The organism is Ignavibacteriales bacterium (assembly GCA_016709155.1).
Classification (GTDB): Bacteria; Bacteroidota; Ignavibacteria; order Ignavibacteriales; family Ignavibacteriaceae; genus JADJEI01.
In genome coordinates, this window is record JADJEI010000001.1 from 626,445 (window position 1) to 643,908 (window position 17,464).

General features: G+C 34.3%; 11 protein-coding genes and 1 pseudogene. 1 reads left to right on the forward strand and 11 read right to left on the reverse strand.

The annotated features are described in order from the left end of the window. Positions 1–17: 17 nt before the first annotated feature. The 11 genes and pseudogenes from IPH11_03280 to IPH11_03330 all read right to left on the reverse strand — a co-directional run bounded on the left by IPH11_03280 (position 18) and on the right by IPH11_03330 (position 14,759). Positions 18–1,916, reverse strand: coding sequence for a hypothetical protein (locus IPH11_03280; GenBank protein MBK6912725.1), 1,899 nt, complete (start codon positions 1,914–1,916; stop codon positions 18–20). After that, positions 1,907–2,374: a hypothetical protein gene (locus tag IPH11_03285; protein ID MBK6912726.1), complete on the reverse strand. Its 468-nt coding sequence runs from the start codon at positions 2,372–2,374 to the stop codon at positions 1,907–1,909. The genes IPH11_03280 and IPH11_03285 overlap by 10 nt, the downstream gene beginning before the upstream one ends. A 24-nt stretch (positions 2,375–2,398) precedes the next feature. Continuing rightward, on the reverse strand, positions 2,399–3,667 hold the full coding sequence (locus tag IPH11_03290) for a glycosyltransferase (GenBank protein MBK6912727.1): 1,269 nt from the start codon (positions 3,665–3,667) through the stop codon (positions 2,399–2,401). Between the two features lie 375 nt (positions 3,668–4,042). Then, positions 4,043–6,901, reverse strand: a complete 2,859-nt coding sequence (locus IPH11_03295) for a tetratricopeptide repeat protein (GenBank protein ID MBK6912728.1) — start codon at positions 6,899–6,901, stop codon at positions 4,043–4,045. Position 6,902: 1 nt separating this feature from the next. Continuing rightward, entirely contained in the window at positions 6,903–8,126 is a 1,224-nt protein-coding gene (locus IPH11_03300; GenBank protein MBK6912729.1) for a hypothetical protein, read from the reverse strand. 224 nt (positions 8,127–8,350) lie between these two features. Beyond that, the gene (locus IPH11_03305) at positions 8,351–9,169 is read right to left on the reverse strand and encodes a glycoside hydrolase family 9 protein (GenBank protein MBK6912730.1); all 819 of its coding nucleotides are present in this window, start codon (positions 9,167–9,169) and stop codon (positions 8,351–8,353) included. Next, positions 9,169–9,633 (reverse strand): glycoside hydrolase family 9 protein, encoded by a 465-nt coding sequence (locus tag IPH11_03310; GenBank protein MBK6912731.1) that lies wholly within the window; start codon positions 9,631–9,633, stop codon positions 9,169–9,171. The genes IPH11_03305 and IPH11_03310 overlap by 1 nt, the downstream gene beginning before the upstream one ends. 143 nt (positions 9,634–9,776) lie before the next feature. After that, entirely contained in the window at positions 9,777–9,995 is a 219-nt protein-coding gene (locus IPH11_03315) for a hypothetical protein (protein ID MBK6912732.1), read from the reverse strand. Positions 9,996–10,017: 22 nt separating this feature from the next. Then, positions 10,018–10,651: pseudogene (locus IPH11_03320) on the reverse strand (sterol desaturase family protein). Between the two features lie 496 nt (positions 10,652–11,147). Beyond that, complete coding sequence (locus IPH11_03325; protein ID MBK6912733.1) at positions 11,148–12,536, reverse strand: 6-phosphofructokinase; 1,389 nt, start codon at positions 12,534–12,536, stop codon at positions 11,148–11,150. Between the two features lie 39 nt (positions 12,537–12,575). Further along, a complete protein-coding gene (locus IPH11_03330) occupies positions 12,576–14,759 on the reverse strand; it encodes a UvrD-helicase domain-containing protein (protein MBK6912734.1) in 2,184 nt (727 codons plus the stop codon). Between the two features lie 318 nt (positions 14,760–15,077). On the opposite strand from IPH11_03330, the gene IPH11_03335 reads away from it, so the two are divergent. After that, complete coding sequence (locus tag IPH11_03335) at positions 15,078–17,462, forward strand: PAS domain S-box protein (GenBank protein ID MBK6912735.1); 2,385 nt, start codon at positions 15,078–15,080, stop codon at positions 17,460–17,462. Positions 17,463–17,464 lie beyond the last annotated feature (2 nt).

Consider the following 17,464-nt stretch of genomic DNA (forward strand, 5'->3'; position numbering starts at 1 on the left):
TATGAATTGTGAATTATTTAAACGCCGATTTTTTCATAATCGATATAATAAGTCCTTGATTCTTTAGGTTTCAAGTCATTAATATATAAGTATAGAATTGTGCTTCCCTTAACATATTTGAATTTTGGAATTTTCGTACCGATTATTTCACTATTTAAAGAAATATTTGAGACTTGTTCATTCAAATCTATGTTAACAACTAAATCGCTAACCGAAGAAATTCCAGGATTTGAAACCTTCAAAGTAACTCTTGAATTACTACGGCGCTCTGTCCTAATCTCGATATAGTCTTTCTTTTGAAACCATTGTTGAATTTCAGAAGCAGTCGTTATCCAAAAATTTTTCTTTTTCAAATCCTTAATTAGATCGCTGATGACATTTACATTTTCAGGTTTGCATTGATACTCAGAATGAAACTTTGAAGTAAAAAGTCCTCCTTCAAAAAAAACTCGGTCAACATCCTCCTGATAAGTGTAGAACTGAAATTCAGACTGGGTTAAACCAAAATCTCTAATAATCTCATAGTCATCCCTACCGGTTTTTACAATAGAAAGAATTCTATCCTTACCGCGAATGATTGTTTTGGGAACTGAGCGATCGGTTAATGAGTCAGAGATCATATACTTAAATTTCGAATTAACAACGGCCGTAATGGTATTCAAATCGAATAAGCCATAATAAGGTAGAAATCCTTGAACCTGTTTTTTAACAACTGATTCAAGCTCTGATTTGGCAATTAAAAGTTTTTCAGTCTGTAAGGAAAGGTTATTAAGTTTATTAATAGTGTCCGATTGCGAGGTAAGGTAACCAACATCAACCAAGGCTCCGATTTCGCCATAATCTTTAAGCTTTTTAATTAATTCAAAATTAGATTTTAAAAGCAGGGGGTCAACAAAAAAAGTGGCGGGAACGTTTTCATTTTTTAAAATTGGTAGAATGTTGTTAATATTTTCTGCATCATTTGAAACTGAGAGTGCTATAACAGCAGCAGCATCATAACCCACAGGCCAATCACGAACGTAAGCAACAGGTATGTAGGTTAACCAGTTAATACAATTTCGGAAAAGTCTTTCGAACAAAATATAATCTTCCTGAATTCCTAACACAGAATTAATTTCAAACCCCATCCAGATAAATCTGCCTTTTCCGTAAGTACCATTAACCATTCCCGCACTTTTTTTAATTTCCTCTCTTACCAGTCCGTCCTCGAGCCGGTAGTTATACCAAAAACTAATTTGAGTTGTACGGGGGTCGAGAACTTCAATAGCCATCGGTCTATCCCAGGTAGCTACTTTTAGAGGATATCCTGTTGGTATGTTGGCTGTTATTGGTGATCCACCGCGCAGAGTATGGATTTTAGCTGTACCATCATTATAAATTTCTTTTGAAAATCTTGCTCCAAATATTTCAGATATAAAACTCCATCCTCTCCATTTGCCATCGCTGCTATAAGTTCCAACACTGCCTGTTGCAAAAAGACTGCCCCCTTTATCAATGAATTTTTTAAGTTGAATAATTTCTCTATCGCTCAATGATTTGCATCCTGGTAAAACAATGAGACTATAGTCGAATGCTTTGCCTAATTCAATATCATTATCATTGATGATTGCAACGGAGGAGCCTGCATCACCAACAAACTTTTGCCAGGTTTTAATATTTTCAGAAAGCCAGTTGCTTTTATTAGGAAGCATGTTCCTTGTATAATTTGAATAAAGAATCGCAACCTTGGGCTTTTCTCCGAATAGAATGTTATTAAATGTATTTGTATCCGGTATCAGGGAAGTAGAATCGAACCGGCCATAAATGCCGCGAAGGATAAAAAAATAGATAAGAATTGCGCCAATAAGTATAAGAGATCCGATAATGAGTAGGATCGGTTGATTTATCCTACTTCTGTTTGTGGGAACTACCGCCACTTCAGTTCCTCGCCGCTTTTATCTTTTGTAGTGGGGATATAACCCTCCCTTGTATATTTCAAGAATTTATTTTCATCAGGCTTTAATTCAGAAGTGACATTTTCAAAATTCGCTGCTTCTTTTTTTAATGTACTGTGTAATTTTTGAGTAACATATTCTCTTGGCTCAGTTGGTGTAACAGGCTTTGCTTCTTTCTTTTGATTTGTAGTAAAATCTTCGACATATAAGGTTTTTCTTTTTGGATACTGAGAAGATTTATTTTCCTTAAATACATCCCGTGGAGATAAGTTATCCTCCGGAGTAACAAGTTCTCCCTGAACATTAGCCGGATTCTGGACAAAATATTTTTCACCACGTCTTTCTCTAACTTTAAAAAGAATATAAGCGCCAATAGCTAATATAAATGTACTTATAGTTGCCACTAAAATAATTGTCGAAAGAATTGGTATGAGTTCCATATTTACCTCTTGGTTAAATAAAATTTATTGAGCACTAAGTGTTCCTAATCGTTCTAATTTCCCCCAGCGCATTTTAATTCCTAAAAATTCTTCGATTGTTGACATGGTTTTACAAATATCAATGATCAGGATAAAAACCATTCTATATATAATAGCGTAAGCCACCAGACGAAGTTCTTCTTTTTCTACCGCTACACAATATAATGCGGTCGTTAAATCCAGTAATGCCAATGCTGCCCACCAGAAAAATATCAGAGAAGTAAATCCAAATGCCAAAGCTGCAAAAATGAAAAATATATTTGCAGCAATATTCATTGTAGGCCAAATCAATGCTTCGTAAAACATATTCCATAATACAAACGTGTCGCCCAGATTGATGGTAGGGTTTATCATTAATTTTTTATGCTTACGGATTGATTGGATAATTCCGCGCGTCCATCTATAACGCTGTTTCAGAAGCTGTTGTAATTTTTCGGGCGCTTCAGTGTATGAAATTGCTCGAGGTTCATAATATATTTTCCAGCCCTTTGCTAATATTTTCAAAGTGAGGTCTGCGTCCTCGGCAAAAGTATCGCTGGAATAAAATCCTGCTTGTTCAAGAGCGCTCTTTCTAAATAAACCAACCGGACCTGGAATAATATTTACCAATCGCATAAAACTTTGTGCAGTTCGCACCATATTTAATCCCTCGATATATTCAAGTGATTGTAAATCAGTTAGAAATTTTCCGCGGTTTAAAACTTTAACATTTCCGGCAACGGCACCAATTTCAGGCTTCTGAAAATGACGCACAGCCATTCGCAAGCAATCTGCTGAAAGCTGTGAATCCCCATCCATGCATAAAACAAATTCGGCTTGCGAATAAGTTATACCTGCATTCAATGCTGAAGCCTTTCCTCCATTAGGTTTATTAATCACTGAGATTTTAACTTCCGACTTTGTACCTTTATGAAATCCCGTAAGTTTCTCGATTACTTGTTTAGTGTTATCAGTCGAACCATCATTAACAACTATGATTTCATAATTTTCGTAATCAAGATCGAGCAATGATTTGACTGAATTCTCAACTACTTTTTCTTCATTATAAACCGGAACAATAACCGAAATGAAAGGAGTAAATCCATTAAGTTTCTTGAATGTGTATTCATTCAAATAAAAATATGCGAATGTTAAAATTCCAAAGTATCGAAGTAATAAAATGAATAAAAAAAGTACAAGCGCTACTATTGTTGAATATTCTAATAACGAGCTAATTGACAAAACTGTCATTGGCAAGGTGTAGGCAATAATCATTATTAGGATCAATGATATTAACCCGCTTAACAGAATCCGTTTTAGATATTTCTTCTCCGGATTTTCATACTGATTGTTCAGATGATCATTTTCGAGGGTTATTACTGTTCTTTTTATTTGCTGTTTTCCGGACATAATTTTTTCTGATGAGATAACAATATTTCACAATTATAATGCCATCAAATCGCTTTGATTTTATTAAACTACTTGCACAATTCGGATAAACTCTGTAACAGAATCAGAATGCATTTTGCTTTGTACCAATCCAACACAATTTTTAATACCTGAAATTTTTAATTAGGAACTTAAATTTTACAAATAAAAGTTTGAGAATTAAGATAAATTCAATTTGTCAAATCTGCAACTGCTAATAAATTATAGCAGCCAAAATAGTGTAGCAGTTATTGAGTATGAACTATATCCCAGTGACTGTTGTGCTGAGCTTGAACCGGTTATTCGGGATTTGAGAGTTAAGTTTTGAATCAGCTTAAAGTCAAATTCACCGTATATTTCACGCAAGATATAACTGATACTTGGAATTAATCCCACCTTTCCACCAACCGTCAGAGATGTTTCCTCATCCTTATAAAAATTGATGTCAGTATATAAACTGTGGGATTCAAATCCTGCCGGCGACCAATAATAAGGGGAAGCATTTTCAAAATTGTAATAATAGTATTCGTAACCACCAGTCAAATTATCCTGAAATTCTTTTCCAACTCTAAATTCAAAACTATTGCCATTGTTTTTTGTACCTTCGGCAACAAATAAAAAGTTATACTTCGCTGAAAGTCTTAATCCAGAAGTTCCAAAGTATTTACCAGATAATCCAACGTTGGCAGCTCGTAATCTTTTATCAACTAAAAACGGGGAGTATAAAAGTAATGCGGCATCCATCGAATTAAAAAATACTGAAAAGTGATATAAATTTTTCTTTTCTATATTTATAGTATTTTCGGCGAATAAAAGTCCTTTGTAATCTTTAACAAAAGTTTTACCAAAAGAAGAGTTAATGGTAACTGTTTTGCCAAACTTCAGAAACACTGAACCTTTCACTGTCGAAATATCTTTACGAATTAAATCTGAATAAAGCGCTCCGCGGGAAACAAATCCGCCAATTGATAGAAAAGATGACAACCCGAATTCAAGTTTTACTCCCTGCAAATTCATTTTAAATCCTAAATTATCATCATAATAATAAAACTGAGGTGAAACCAATACATAGGTCGGAATGTTGCCAACCGAGAATCCTGTCTGACCTTCAGGTCCGAGCCATGCAAATCTCTTTCTTAATAATTCTGAGGTGGGGGAGATTTCCCGAAGTTGCGAATAAATCAACCTTGCGTTTTCGAAATCACCATTTAATGCGTAAGAATCACCAAGATACATTTTCACTTCTGCATCTTCGGGATTTTCGGCAGCCAATTTTTTAAAGGAGATTAAAGAGTTGACAGTATCGGCACTCCAATATAAAACTTTAGAACGCTGTTTAGAGATTTCATAATTATATTCCACCGAAAGAAGTGAATCATAAATATTAATCGCTGCGCTAAAATTATTTTCACAAAGGAAAGCATCGGCAAGTTCTTTATAGACAGATTTATCAGAATTAGGATCGGATAAATATTCTTTAAATAAATTTTGAGCTTGGCGGCACTTCTTTTCAAATAATAATTGCCTTGCCTCTTCAACTTTTTTATAAAGTGCTGCTGCATCATTTCTTTCTTTTTGAAGCACAAGCATAGAGCGCAAATTTATCACATCGGAATTTTCGGGCGCTAAATCATTTGCAGTGGAAACATATTTCTCGAATGATTCAAAATCTTCAGATTGAAAATTTAACATTGCCAATGTTATTAATGCATCCAAATTATTTTTATCAGAAGAAATAACATTGTTAAGATAATTTTCCGCAATATCAAGGTCCTCATTCATCCAAACTGATAACTTTGACCAAAGCAATTGGTATTCAATTTTAGATGGATTGATATCTAATAGTTTGCCGGCAATTTGCTTCGATTCCTGAAATTCATTATTCCATTCAAGATGTTGGGCGTATTGATAAAGTACTTCCTCGTCATTAGGAAATTCGATAAGATAATTTTCAAACATTGAAATTGATTTATCAAGCTGCTTACGATAGCTAAAATATTTCGCTAACTCCAGAACAACATCCTTTTTATTGGGATTGATTTCGTACTGTTGTTGAAGCGAATCAATCTTGCTTGTGTAATAGAAATTTCTTTTGGAGCTTACTTCAGCATAAAGACTATCATAAGAATTTCTATCAGTTCCGATTTCTCCCAAAATTAATAGCTGCTGAAAAGCTTCCTCAAATCTGTTTACTTTTAAAAGTTCATTAATTAGAGAAATTCTCTTTGTAGAATTCTCCGGATTAAGTTTTAATTCTTTGAATAATTTATCAATAAGATATTCCTTTTGCCCCTGTTTCGTTATCCCATAATTGAATCTTTTTGTTGTGTCATTAACAGTATAAACATATCCTTTACCGCGTGCTAAGTCCAGTCCGTCAAGTGCTTCTTTGAAGTAAGGCTTTAACTCAAGAGCATTCTGAAAGGCTTTGATAGCAGTTTGTGTTTTACCAAGCCACATAGAAAAGTACCCATAGCGCGACCATAGGCGCTGATCATCGGGATATTTTTCGCAATATCTTTTCAATATAGGCTCACCTTTGGAGATGTGATTATTCTTTGCAAGTATTTCTGTGTATCGGATAATTTCATCTGATGAAGCTTCTTCTAATTTCAAATATTTGTCGTACCACGATTCGGCTTCATCCCAGTTACCAAGATTTTTATATGATTTTCCAATTTCTAAATAGTTCAAGGGTTTCAATGGATTGAGTGCAATTTCTCTTTTATGACCTTCAATCTTATTAAATAAAAGTGAATGCCACGCTTCGATAGTTCTGTTGAGATTATCATTTATCTCTTTATTGCTGGTATCTAATTTTTTTGCTGAGCGAAAATCATAAACTGCATATTCGTACTGACCTCTTTTTTCATTACACAGCCCGCGCAAGTTATATCCATCAGCGCGCTGTGGAAATGCTGAGATATATCGGTTAAGCAGATCTATAGCTTCGCCGTATCTACCGACTTTCATTTCTTGCAGTGCTTGCGATTTGATATTTTCAGAATTGTTCTGAGAGGATACTTGAAGGTTTGCAAGAATAAAAATAGCAGCAACAATGAAAAGATTTGACCTCTTCATTTTATACGAAGCCGTATTTATTCTTTAGAAAACTATTTTGTTCATCGAGGTGAGTAAAAACATCATCTGCGTCTTTCACATAATCTTCAATTTTAATTGAAAGTACTGAAATCAATTGAAGAATTACATCCAGCGAAACTTTTTCACTTGCAGGAAGATTATTTTTAATCTTACTCAATAAAGACGTGAGAGATTGCGAATCTGATTTAGGGGTGAGAATTAAGATCTTATTTTCATCAACACAAATTTTATCCTTCTTATCAATAGATAGCCGGACTGCATTTTTCAATTGGCTAATAGATAAAAAGCCTTGTGATTCAGCAGAGGATTCAAGCTTAAGTGATAGAACGGAAGAACTTTGACCGGTGGTTTTGAATAGAGCAATTTGATTATTCAAAATTAATTTAAAGTCATCAAGACTGTAAAGATTAGCGGTATAAAATTCTTCTTCCGGTATATTAATTTCCGAAAGATTTCGATACTGCCTTTCCAGTTTACCTTCAGAATTAAAATTTTTGACCGGTTGCAAATCCTGTTTCTCTATCACAATGCCTTTATACGCTTCAATTGAATATCGTGCTTGAAATTCACCTTCAGTGTGACCTATGTTAGGTGAAATACTCATCCAACCGGAGTATGGCGATTTTTCTTCTTTTAATAGATAAACCATTCCGGTAACATTTGAGCTTAAAATATTCAAAATGTTTTGAGCGACATTAGTAGCCGGCATTCCAAGTACAAACAGTGAAGTGGTTCCGGAGTCTTCAATTTTCTCTATCGTTTCTAAAAATGTTTCTTCGAGCAGCTTAATATTATTAAAACTAATAAAAGGCGTAAGCTCATCAAAAACAATTTTGGATGGTTGATATTGCTCAACAACTTTTGAAATATCTTTTAGATAATCAACAAAAACTTCATCTCCATTTTCTTCAATCACATTTGGTGCATTTACCCGAACAACAATAACAAGATTATGATTCATAGCCTGCTGAAGATCAAAGTCAATAGAGGCAGCTTGAATAAGAAGATCTTTCGGACGCATATTAGTGAAGTAAAGGCATACTTCCCCACGTGAAGCACAGTCGCGTGCAAATTGCAATCCCAGTAAAGTCCTGCCTGATTTATGCTGCCCGATTAAAAGATATGATCCCCCTCGATAGAAGCCTCCCCAGGAAGAATCAACTAATGGAATTCCGGTTGGTATAATTTGTATTCGTCTTTTCATTTTCAAAATTTTCAAATAAATGCCAAATTTTATGCCGTTTCAAAACAAACTGAATGAAAACAATTTCAATGGATAAATTGAATTCTCTTGCTCTAAACAGAGACAAGTAATTTTACCTGTATTAGATTGCAACATAAGAAATATTTATGCAGAAAGTAATACTTATCTGCTAAGTGCGAAGGGAGAAATGAAATAAAGTTTTTCACAAAAAAATATAAAATCTTTTACCGGTTTGAAAAAAATCCATAGACAAATATTGCTGTGGCATTCCCGGATATTGTTGGCTCGTTTGTTACAAAGTCCTGAAAGTCGTCAAAGAATTTGCCGCTATCAGAATTAAATTTTTCATACTCCAAATTTTTCCGGTTTATGGGATATTTATCTAAAACGGATTGGGGAGCAGGTCCTGCAGTAAGAGCTCCGGGCAAATAACCATTGTGGAAATAACCGACTTGCGAATGCATGCGTTGGGGAAATTTTTTCCCAACTCCATAAATGAAACTTAATCCCCAGGAATTTCTACCCAGCACAAAATCACGGTGGTTATAAATTAAATTATCGTATTTATTACTATGAGAAATAGCTTTGAATAAAATTCCTTGTAGAGTGATTCCAAGAAATGAATTTGTTGTTCCCCATGAATAAGGCATTCCCAAACCAAAGGAAGAAGAATCAGAGAACTTTTGAAATGACTGAAGATTATTTTCGATATATTTTAAATAAGAATTGTCAATCTTTGATAATTTATAGTGTGCTAATGAATTTATGTTTGACGAGCTCCACCAATAATCGGATCCAGCACTATCGGCGAATTGCTTTGCATCATTCAAATATTCTTCTTCGCCTGTCGCATAAAATAATTCGACAGCCCCTAAAGCAAGTTTTCCCCAAAAAGCATTATCCTGATAAAATCCGGAATAACTGGAATCAATATTATCAACACTATTTTTAAAATCGTAAAGGTTTAGAGCAGCATTCAAACATTTGACAGCGAAAGAAGAATCAAGAAATTTATTGTGCCATATACGGTAAGCAGAAGCCATTACAGCGGTGAAGATACCGATTTGATTTTTCCAATTCCATAAAACCCAGGCCTATCAAACATCAACGAATCGTCTTCAGGCATTCTCCAAATAAGTTTGTGGTCATCCAGGTCCTGAACTTGAGTAATAATTTTTCCCGGGGCATAATTGCAGCGCAAAAGCCAATCCAATCCGATTCTTGCTTCTTCTAAAATATCGGGGACAGAATTTCCGTTATTATCAAAATTAAATTTTTCTTCATCAAACTCATAAGCAAACAAAAGCATGTAGGTTGTATAGGCAGCAGTAGAAAAAAACTTTATATAATCACCTGCATCGTGCCATCCTCCTGTTACATCAATGGACACCACAGTGGAATCACCAATTACAGCAGAAACATCTGAAAGGTGGCAAGGCTGGTGTAGAAATGGATTGGTGGGTCCGCATCTTTGAACTTTTAAGAATAACATGAGCGAATCAACCATTGAATTATAAATACGCTCCCCTATCAAAAATGCTTCAGATCGAACATCAGAATAACTGATATAATATTTTCCCGGAGTTGTGATTGAATCAAAACGAATTTCTTTACAATTAAAAGAATCACTGCCTGGAAAAGATATTTGAGTTACAATGTTCGTAAAACAATTTGATTGTTTGATACATCTATTATTTTAAATGAATCTGTTTGAGTTGGGGTATCAACCAATATAATAGCTGATTTAAGATCATCTGGAAGAAAACCAACTTGATTTAAACGAATAAATATTTGCGGTTGGCTTTGACTAAAAACAGAAGTAAGCGAAATGATAAAAAAAAACATAAGGACTGAATGAAATCGTTTCATCCAATCAGCTAATCTAAAGTCGTCATTTTTTTTTAACTTCAGCCGGAAAATTTGTGCCTACAATTATATCCCATACAGGCGAACTAACTCCGTAACCTTTATTTGAGTTGAGGTAGTGATGTCTCATGTGGTGATTTTTTATTGCAAGCCAGAATTTACCGTGCATGTTAAAATGATGAACTGCATAATGAGTAATATCATAAAAAAGATATCCGCCGATAAACCCGATGAAAAATGGTGCGACATATATTCCGCCTAAAAAACTCTGAAAAATAAAATAAAATAATGCAGCGAGAGGAATGCTGACAGCAGGAGGCATCACTAATCTGCGCGAATCGCTTGGGTAATCATGATGAACACCATGAAACATGAAATGCATTTTTTTTCCAAATGAACTTTTTGGTTCATAATGAAAAATAAAACGGTGCAGCAAATATTCTGTTAATGTCCAAACAGCAATTCCAAATAAAATGAACTCAGAAATCTGTCCGGCAGTTAGCGAGAAAAAAAATATCGACCGATAAAAAGAAGAAACCTATCACCGGCAAATAAATATAAAGCGGGACAGTGAAGTGAACCCGTGAGAAAAATTCAAGAATATCGTTCTTGAACATTCTAACTGTTTCATCCTTATTGGATACAAAATTTTTAGCCATAGTTACTTTCCTTAAAAATACATTTCATAAGATTATTGAGATTAACTAAATCTTTGAGATCAAAATAAATATTTTTCACTTACTTGTAAAGTGCAATTTGTCAATTAAGATACATAAATCAATTCTTAGAGGTCAAAAAGTAAATTTGAAGGTTTTTACAACAAATCTTTAATGACAATTATCTTCCTCCCAAATTATGTTTTTTGCAGATATGGGGATAAATACTTTCTTTAACTTAATTATTAGATTCAACTTGAACTTCTCTTATGAAATTCATAATATTGTTTAATAAAATTTATTGACTAATTAAACTGTTAGGATGAGCATGGGATTAACAACTTCTGGGATTATTTTTATGACCGCCGCATGGGGTAGCATTTTCATACTAACTATTTATTGCTTCCTCAAAGTTTTAAGATCTGATAAAAAATAACCCTTATACATCAGTAATATTTCCTGAGTGCTATAAAAAATTAGTTGTGGGTTAAAGTAACTTTCATTTGGAAATTATCCCGTTTGGAATTTCTTCCTTACCGTTAAAAGTCCTGTTGATATAAATGGCTTTGAATGCTTCATTACTTTCTACCGCAGCAAGTTTGATCTTCCCCTCTTTTATACTCTGATAAAGCAAATCACCTTCAATGAGATAATAAAATTTATTTCTAAACTCCTCAAGTGAAATACCACAAGTAGCGGCATATTTAGCTAATTCGTGTGGATCCTCAAAATCAGCCTGGTTCAGTCTTAACATATATCTTCGCGCAATATAAAATGATTCGGAACTTGGATCAACCAATCTAACTTTTGTCTTATTAGTAAGCGGGTCAATAATATCCTGAAAAAACAAGGGGACAAAATATCCATTTTGAATTGAGACCATCGCACCTGAACCGCCATTCAATATAAATTGAGCAGCAGCGAATCCAAGATCTCTCGTATATTCCATGTCAAATGGAATTGGGTCAGCACAACGAAGTTCATAACCAATATTTTTTGCAACGATAGTCGCTTTAAGATTAAACTCCTTCAGCCTTTCTTGAACTTTAAATTTTAAAATCTCACCAAAATTAATTTCGGCAATTCTAATATTATCGTGATCATCTCTTTCTACATTCATTAATGATTCGAGCTCACTGCTATCTAAATGCTCTACCAATCCTTCAGCAATAATAGCTACTCCGTCGGTGCGGCCATAACTGAGTCTTTTAATAATAGAACCAACTAAAATATCGGTGATATGCGAAAGTTTAATTTTTTTTCCTGAAAATTCTTCCGGAATTAAAGTAAGTGTAGAACCAGTTGCTTTACCAATTCCAAGTGCCAGATGACCGGCTTTTCTACCCATTGAAACGACAAAATACCATCGTGATGTTGTTTGAGCATCAACCATCAAGTTCTTAACTACTTCAACTCCGATATGCCTTGCAGTTTGAAAACCAAATGTCGGTATTCCATGAGGTAGGTCAAGATCGTTATCAATAGTTTTCGGAACGTGCACAACTTTAATCCTTCCGGCAGCCATCTCGTTAACTTTAAGTGCGCTGAAAGCAGTGTCATCACCGCCAATTGTTATTAATTTATCAACGTTCAATCTTAATAAAGATGTTACAGTGTTCTCTAAATGCTTTTTATCTTTTGTAGGGTTTGCCCGGGATATGCCGATGTAAGAACCACCCCTGAAATGAATTCGGCTAACATTCTGAATAGTCAATTCTTTTATGTGAGAAATATCCCCTTCCATAATCCATTGGAATCCATCTTTAACTCCGATCACTTCAACACCTTCGAGCGCTGCGCGAATAGTTGATGCACCGATAACGCTATTGATTCCGGGGGCTGGTCCTCCTCCAACAAGTAAAGCTAATTTTTTAGGTGCAATTGACATATAATTATTCCTAGTATCATTCAATAAATAATAAAATCTTTACGGCAGAATTTTTAATTTGGCAAATTTAAGCATCAGTTGTTTTAGATTTCCGCCTTCAAACTGGACAGTAGCTTTTTGCATATCACCTGCCCCAACGACATCTGTTACTTTCCCAAGTCCAAATTTTTCGTGCATCACCCTTGCGCCGGGTCGAATTGAGACTGTCACATGGCTAAAATCTTCATAATCAACTTTTTCAAAATATTCATAATAAATTTCTTTTTTAGATTTTCTGGCATTTTTTCTTCCAAGGGCACCGTCAAGCTCAGCAATGGTAGATGGATCTAATTCATCAATAAACCTCGAGCGAGACTGATAGGCAACTTCACCAAATCTATATCTGGAACGGGCATGAGAAAGATAAATTTTCTTTTGCGCACGAGTAATTGCAACATAAAATAATCTTCTTTCCTCTTCCAAAGAAGCATCTGAAAAAAATCTATTTGAAAGTGGAAAAATTTCTTCTTCCAATCCGGGGATAAATACAATCGGGAATTCCAGACCTTTAGAGCTGTGAATGGTCATAAATGTAACTGCATTTTTTTCTTCTTTATAATTATCTACATCCTGCATCAGAGAAACTTCTTCTATAAATTTTTCAAGAGTATTTGCAGTCGATTGACTGGAATACTCGGAAAGTGCGCCAAGCAACTGATTAATATTTTCCCAACGGGATAAAGATTCGGGAGTGCCTTCTTCCTTAAACATTCTTAAAATTCCAAGATCATCTACCAATGCTCTTGAAAGTTCACCGATGGATAAATTATTTTTAAGGCTTATATATTTATCGAGCAGCAACTTAAAATGTTTAACATTCTTCTGTATTCTTTCTTTAATGTTGATAACTTCAAATACCCTGCCCATTGTATCGAAGAGTGAAAGTTCATGCTTGCGAGCAAAGTCTATCATCCGTTTAATTGTTGTATTGCCAATTCCACGTTGTGGAAAGTTCATAATCCGTAAAAGACTTTCCTCATCCTTTGGGTTTGAGATAACCTTGAAGTAAGCAACAATATCTTTGACTTCCTTCCTTTTGTAAAATTCTACCCCGCCAATTATACAATAAGGTATTTTTTCCCGCCGGAAAATGTCTTCGAGTGCACGGCTTTGGGCATTAGTTCTGTAGAGCACAGAAAAATCCTTGTAAGCAATTTTCTTTTTAGCAATTTCAATTTTTATAAATTTTGCTATTTGCATTGCTTCATCTTTCTCGTCAGCACAGCGCATCAAAGTAAGCTGCTCGCCATCATTGTTTTTTGTCCACAGCGTTTTCGAGTATTGCTGTTTATTGTTTTTGATTAACGAGTCTGCAGCGGCAAGTATTGTTTTGGTTGACCGATAATTCTGCTCAAGTCTAAAAACTTTACATTTAGAAAAATCCTTTTCAAGATCAAGCATATTATTGATATTGGCTCCGCGCCAGCTGTAAATGCTCTGTGCATCATCACCAACTACGGCAATTTTTCCTTCGCGGGATACAAGCATTTTTAGCAACACATATTGGGCAATATTTGTATCTTGAAATTCGTCAACAAGAATGTAGGAAAACATTTTTCTATACTTTTGATGAATGCGCGGATTATCATTAAATAAGTCAATTGGTTTAAGAAGAAGATCGTCAAAATCCAGCGCATTGAATTCTGAAAGACGCTGTTGATATTGGGTGTATACTGCGGCTATTGTATCATGGTGGATATATTCTTTCTGCTTTTTCTTATATTCTGCCGGAAGTATCATGTGATTTTTTAAATAACTGATACGATGTCTAACGTTATTTGCAGATAACCCTTCAATATCAATATTCAAGTCATCCATGATATTCAATACCAGCGAAGTTGAATCTTCAGTATCGTAGATTGAAAAATTGTTTGAGTATTCTGAATACTTGGATTCAATTCTCAAAATTCTGGCAAAAATAGAATGGAAAGTTCCCATCCACATTCCATCAGCCTTCGCCCCCACTAACTTTTTGATCCGCTCCTTCATTTCGTTAGCTGCTTTGTTCGTAAAAGTTAAAGCCAGGATGGTAGAGGGGTCATAACCCTTATCTAAAAGGTAAGCAACTTTATAAGTAAGCACCCTTGTCTTACCGCTTCCAGCGCCAGCAACTATTAGTTCTGCACCATCTAAGTATTCGACTGCCTTTTTTTGGGCTTCGTTTAGTGATTTTAAATCTATCATTTCCTCAACTAATATTTTTTGAAGTGCAAATATAGCTAATCAATTCTGATTTTTAAATATTTGAATTAAACCGGGTACTATAGCTGAATTAACTATATACTTCTTAATTGATTATTTCGATGCTTTTAAAATCAAAATTAAAATCAATTAATTGGTAATTTAGTTATCAGATTAAATAACATAATTAGTTCATATTTGAATAGTTTAACAATACTTTAATAATTTTCGAGTGGAAATATTTTGGACGTAACGATCCTTTTTTTTTATTATTATAACAACAAAAAAGTAGAATGTAAGCAATAGCAGTGCAGATATTATATGAAAGCAAAACGAACATCAAAAACGAAACCCTTAATTGATACAAAACTTCCAAAAATTTATACTGAAATTTTCGATAAATTAAACGAAAATATTGTAGTATGCTCGACTGACCGCAAAATTGTTTTCATTAATAACTCTGCAAAAAAAATAATACGTACCAGTAATTTCTCCGAAACCCAAACTATTCTTTTAGATGAATTCCTATCGGAGGATAACCTTGAGAATATAGAATCCATATTTGACAAAATAGTCAATAAAAGTAAAGGAGAAATTCTTATTGATAATAAAATCAAAGCAAATAAGAACTTGTTTGAATGGACATCTTTAAAATTTTCACGATTGGAGATAGAGCCCGGCGTACTATTTGTAATTATTTCGATAAATGATATCAGCGAAATAAAGAAACTTGAATTTCAAATACGGGATGATGAACAGCGCTATAAAATGATGGCAAACTTAACCACCGAGGGAATACTCATCCACAATAATGGTATAGTATTAGATGCTAATCAATCATTGTTAAGACTTTTAAACACCACAATTCAAGAAGTAAAAAATAAAAACATCATTGAACTTTTCTCCGCCTCCGAAAAGGATAAACAAATAATTTATAATAATATCTCGAACAAGCTGGAAAATTCTTACCAGGTAGCAGCTAAATTAGCGAATAAGACAAGAATTAATTTGGAGATACAACCGAAAAATTTGTTCTACAAAGGCAAAAATTTACGAGTTGCGCTTGTTAGAAACATATCTGAAAAAAAGAAGGAAGAGAAAAAAAATTTCGCACTTTATAAAATTTCCGAGGCTGTACATGATTCGGGTAATTTAAACGAACTTTATTCAATAATACACAAGATATTAAGTGAACTTATTCCCGTTGAGAATTTTTACATTGCTATTTATGATGATGTTGCTGATAGAATTAGCTTCCCTTTTTTTGTTGATAAAGTTGATAAGGCGCCATTAACTCAAAAACCGGGCAAAGGATTAACTGAATATGTGATTCGTACAGGCGAACCGCTTCTAGCCCCTCCTGATGTTTTTGAGGGACTTGAACAATCTGGCGAAGTAGAAAGTATCGGAGAACCAAGTATAGATTGGCTTGGAGTGCCTTTAAAGGTTGGATTGAAAACTATCGGTGTTCTCGCTATTCAGAGTTATGAAGAACGCGTAAGGTTCGGAATGGAAGAATTAAATATACTTCAATTTGTGTCAACTCAAATTGCGAACGCAATCGAAAGGAAGAGGAATGAAACCAAGCTGATTGAAAGCGAAGAACAGATCAGGCTTCTTCTGGATTCAACTGCAGAGGCAATATATGCCACTGATGTTAATGGAATTTGTTTTATGGCTAATCAAGCTTGCGCTAAAATACTTGGCTATGATAGTATTGATTCCTTTATAAAAAAAAATATGCACAATTTAATTCATCATTCTCATCGCGATGGTTCAAGTTATCCTATCGAAAGTTGTGAAATTTTATTAGCCGTCAAAACTAATTCTAAACTACACAGAGATGAAGATGTATTTTGGAAATCAGATGGCACTCCATTAGAAGTTGAATATTGGTCGCATCCGATACATAAAGCTGATAAAATAATTGGCGCAGTTGTCACTTTTGTTGATATAACAGATAGAATTAAGGCACAACAAAAGATTCATGAGTACAATGAAGAATTGAAAAATTTGAATGCAAGTAAAGACAAATTCTTCTCAGTTGTAGCTCACGATCTGCGAAGTCCATTTCATGGGTTACTTGGTTTGAGTGAAATAATCGTAGATGAATTTGATTTTCTTGAAAAACCAGACTTAAAAGAATATATGGCGAACATTCACAAAACAATTGAAAATGTTTATCGCCTAATAGAAAACCTTCTCGAATGGTCAAGGCTGCAATCTGGTAAAATGACTTTCTCCCCTGCAAAACTGAATTTATATAAATCCATCGAAACTGTTCAACAAGTCTTAATTGGTGTTTCTTCTCTAAAAGACATCACCATAATAAACAATACATCAAAGGGTATATTTGTTCACGCAGATGAAAAGATGCTAAGATCGGTTTTGCAGAATTTAATTACTAATGGCATCAAATTCAGCAATCCTAATTCTGAAATAACAATTAGCGCTGCTTCAGACAAAGAAATAGTTACAGTATCCGTAAGCGATAAAGGCATTGGCATGGATGAAGATACGCTTTCCAAAATATTTTCACTCGATCATTCGATCACAACTCCGGGAACGGCTCAGGAAAAAGGCACAGGACTTGGATTAGTTCTCTGTCACGAAATGATTGAAAAACACAGCGGTAAAATCTGGGCTGCAAGTAAAAAAGGTATTGGTACTGATTTTCATTTCACTCTTCCTTTAATTAATGTTTAAAA

Bases quoted from the DNA above. Each gene is read 5' to 3' on its own strand.
- IPH11_03285 (MBK6912726.1), bottom strand. From the start codon at position 2,374: ATGGAACTCATACCAATTCTTTCGACAATTATTTTAGTGGCAACTATA.
- IPH11_03290 (MBK6912727.1), bottom strand. From the start codon at position 3,667: ATGATTATTGCCTACACCTTGCCAATGACAGTTTTGTCAATTAGCTCG.
- IPH11_03295 (MBK6912728.1), bottom strand. From the start codon at position 6,901: ATGAAGAGGTCAAATCTTTTCATTGTTGCTGCTATTTTTATTCTTGCA.
- IPH11_03300 (MBK6912729.1), bottom strand. From the start codon at position 8,126: ATGAAAAGACGAATACAAATTATACCAACCGGAATTCCATTAGTTGAT.
- IPH11_03305 (MBK6912730.1), bottom strand. From the start codon at position 9,169: ATGGCTTCTGCTTACCGTATATGGCACAATAAATTTCTTGATTCTTCT.
- IPH11_03310 (MBK6912731.1), bottom strand. From the start codon at position 9,633: ATGGTTGATTCGCTCATGTTATTCTTAAAAGTTCAAAGATGCGGACCC.
- IPH11_03315 (MBK6912732.1), bottom strand. From the start codon at position 9,995: ATGAAACGATTTCATTCAGTCCTTATGTTTTTTTTTATCATTTCGCTT.
- IPH11_03325 (MBK6912733.1), bottom strand. From the start codon at position 12,536: ATGTCAATTGCACCTAAAAAATTAGCTTTACTTGTTGGAGGAGGACCA.
- IPH11_03330 (MBK6912734.1), bottom strand. From the start codon at position 14,759: ATGATAGATTTAAAATCACTAAACGAAGCCCAAAAAAAGGCAGTCGAA.
- IPH11_03335 (MBK6912735.1), top strand. From the start codon at position 15,078: ATGAAAGCAAAACGAACATCAAAAACGAAACCCTTAATTGATACAAAA.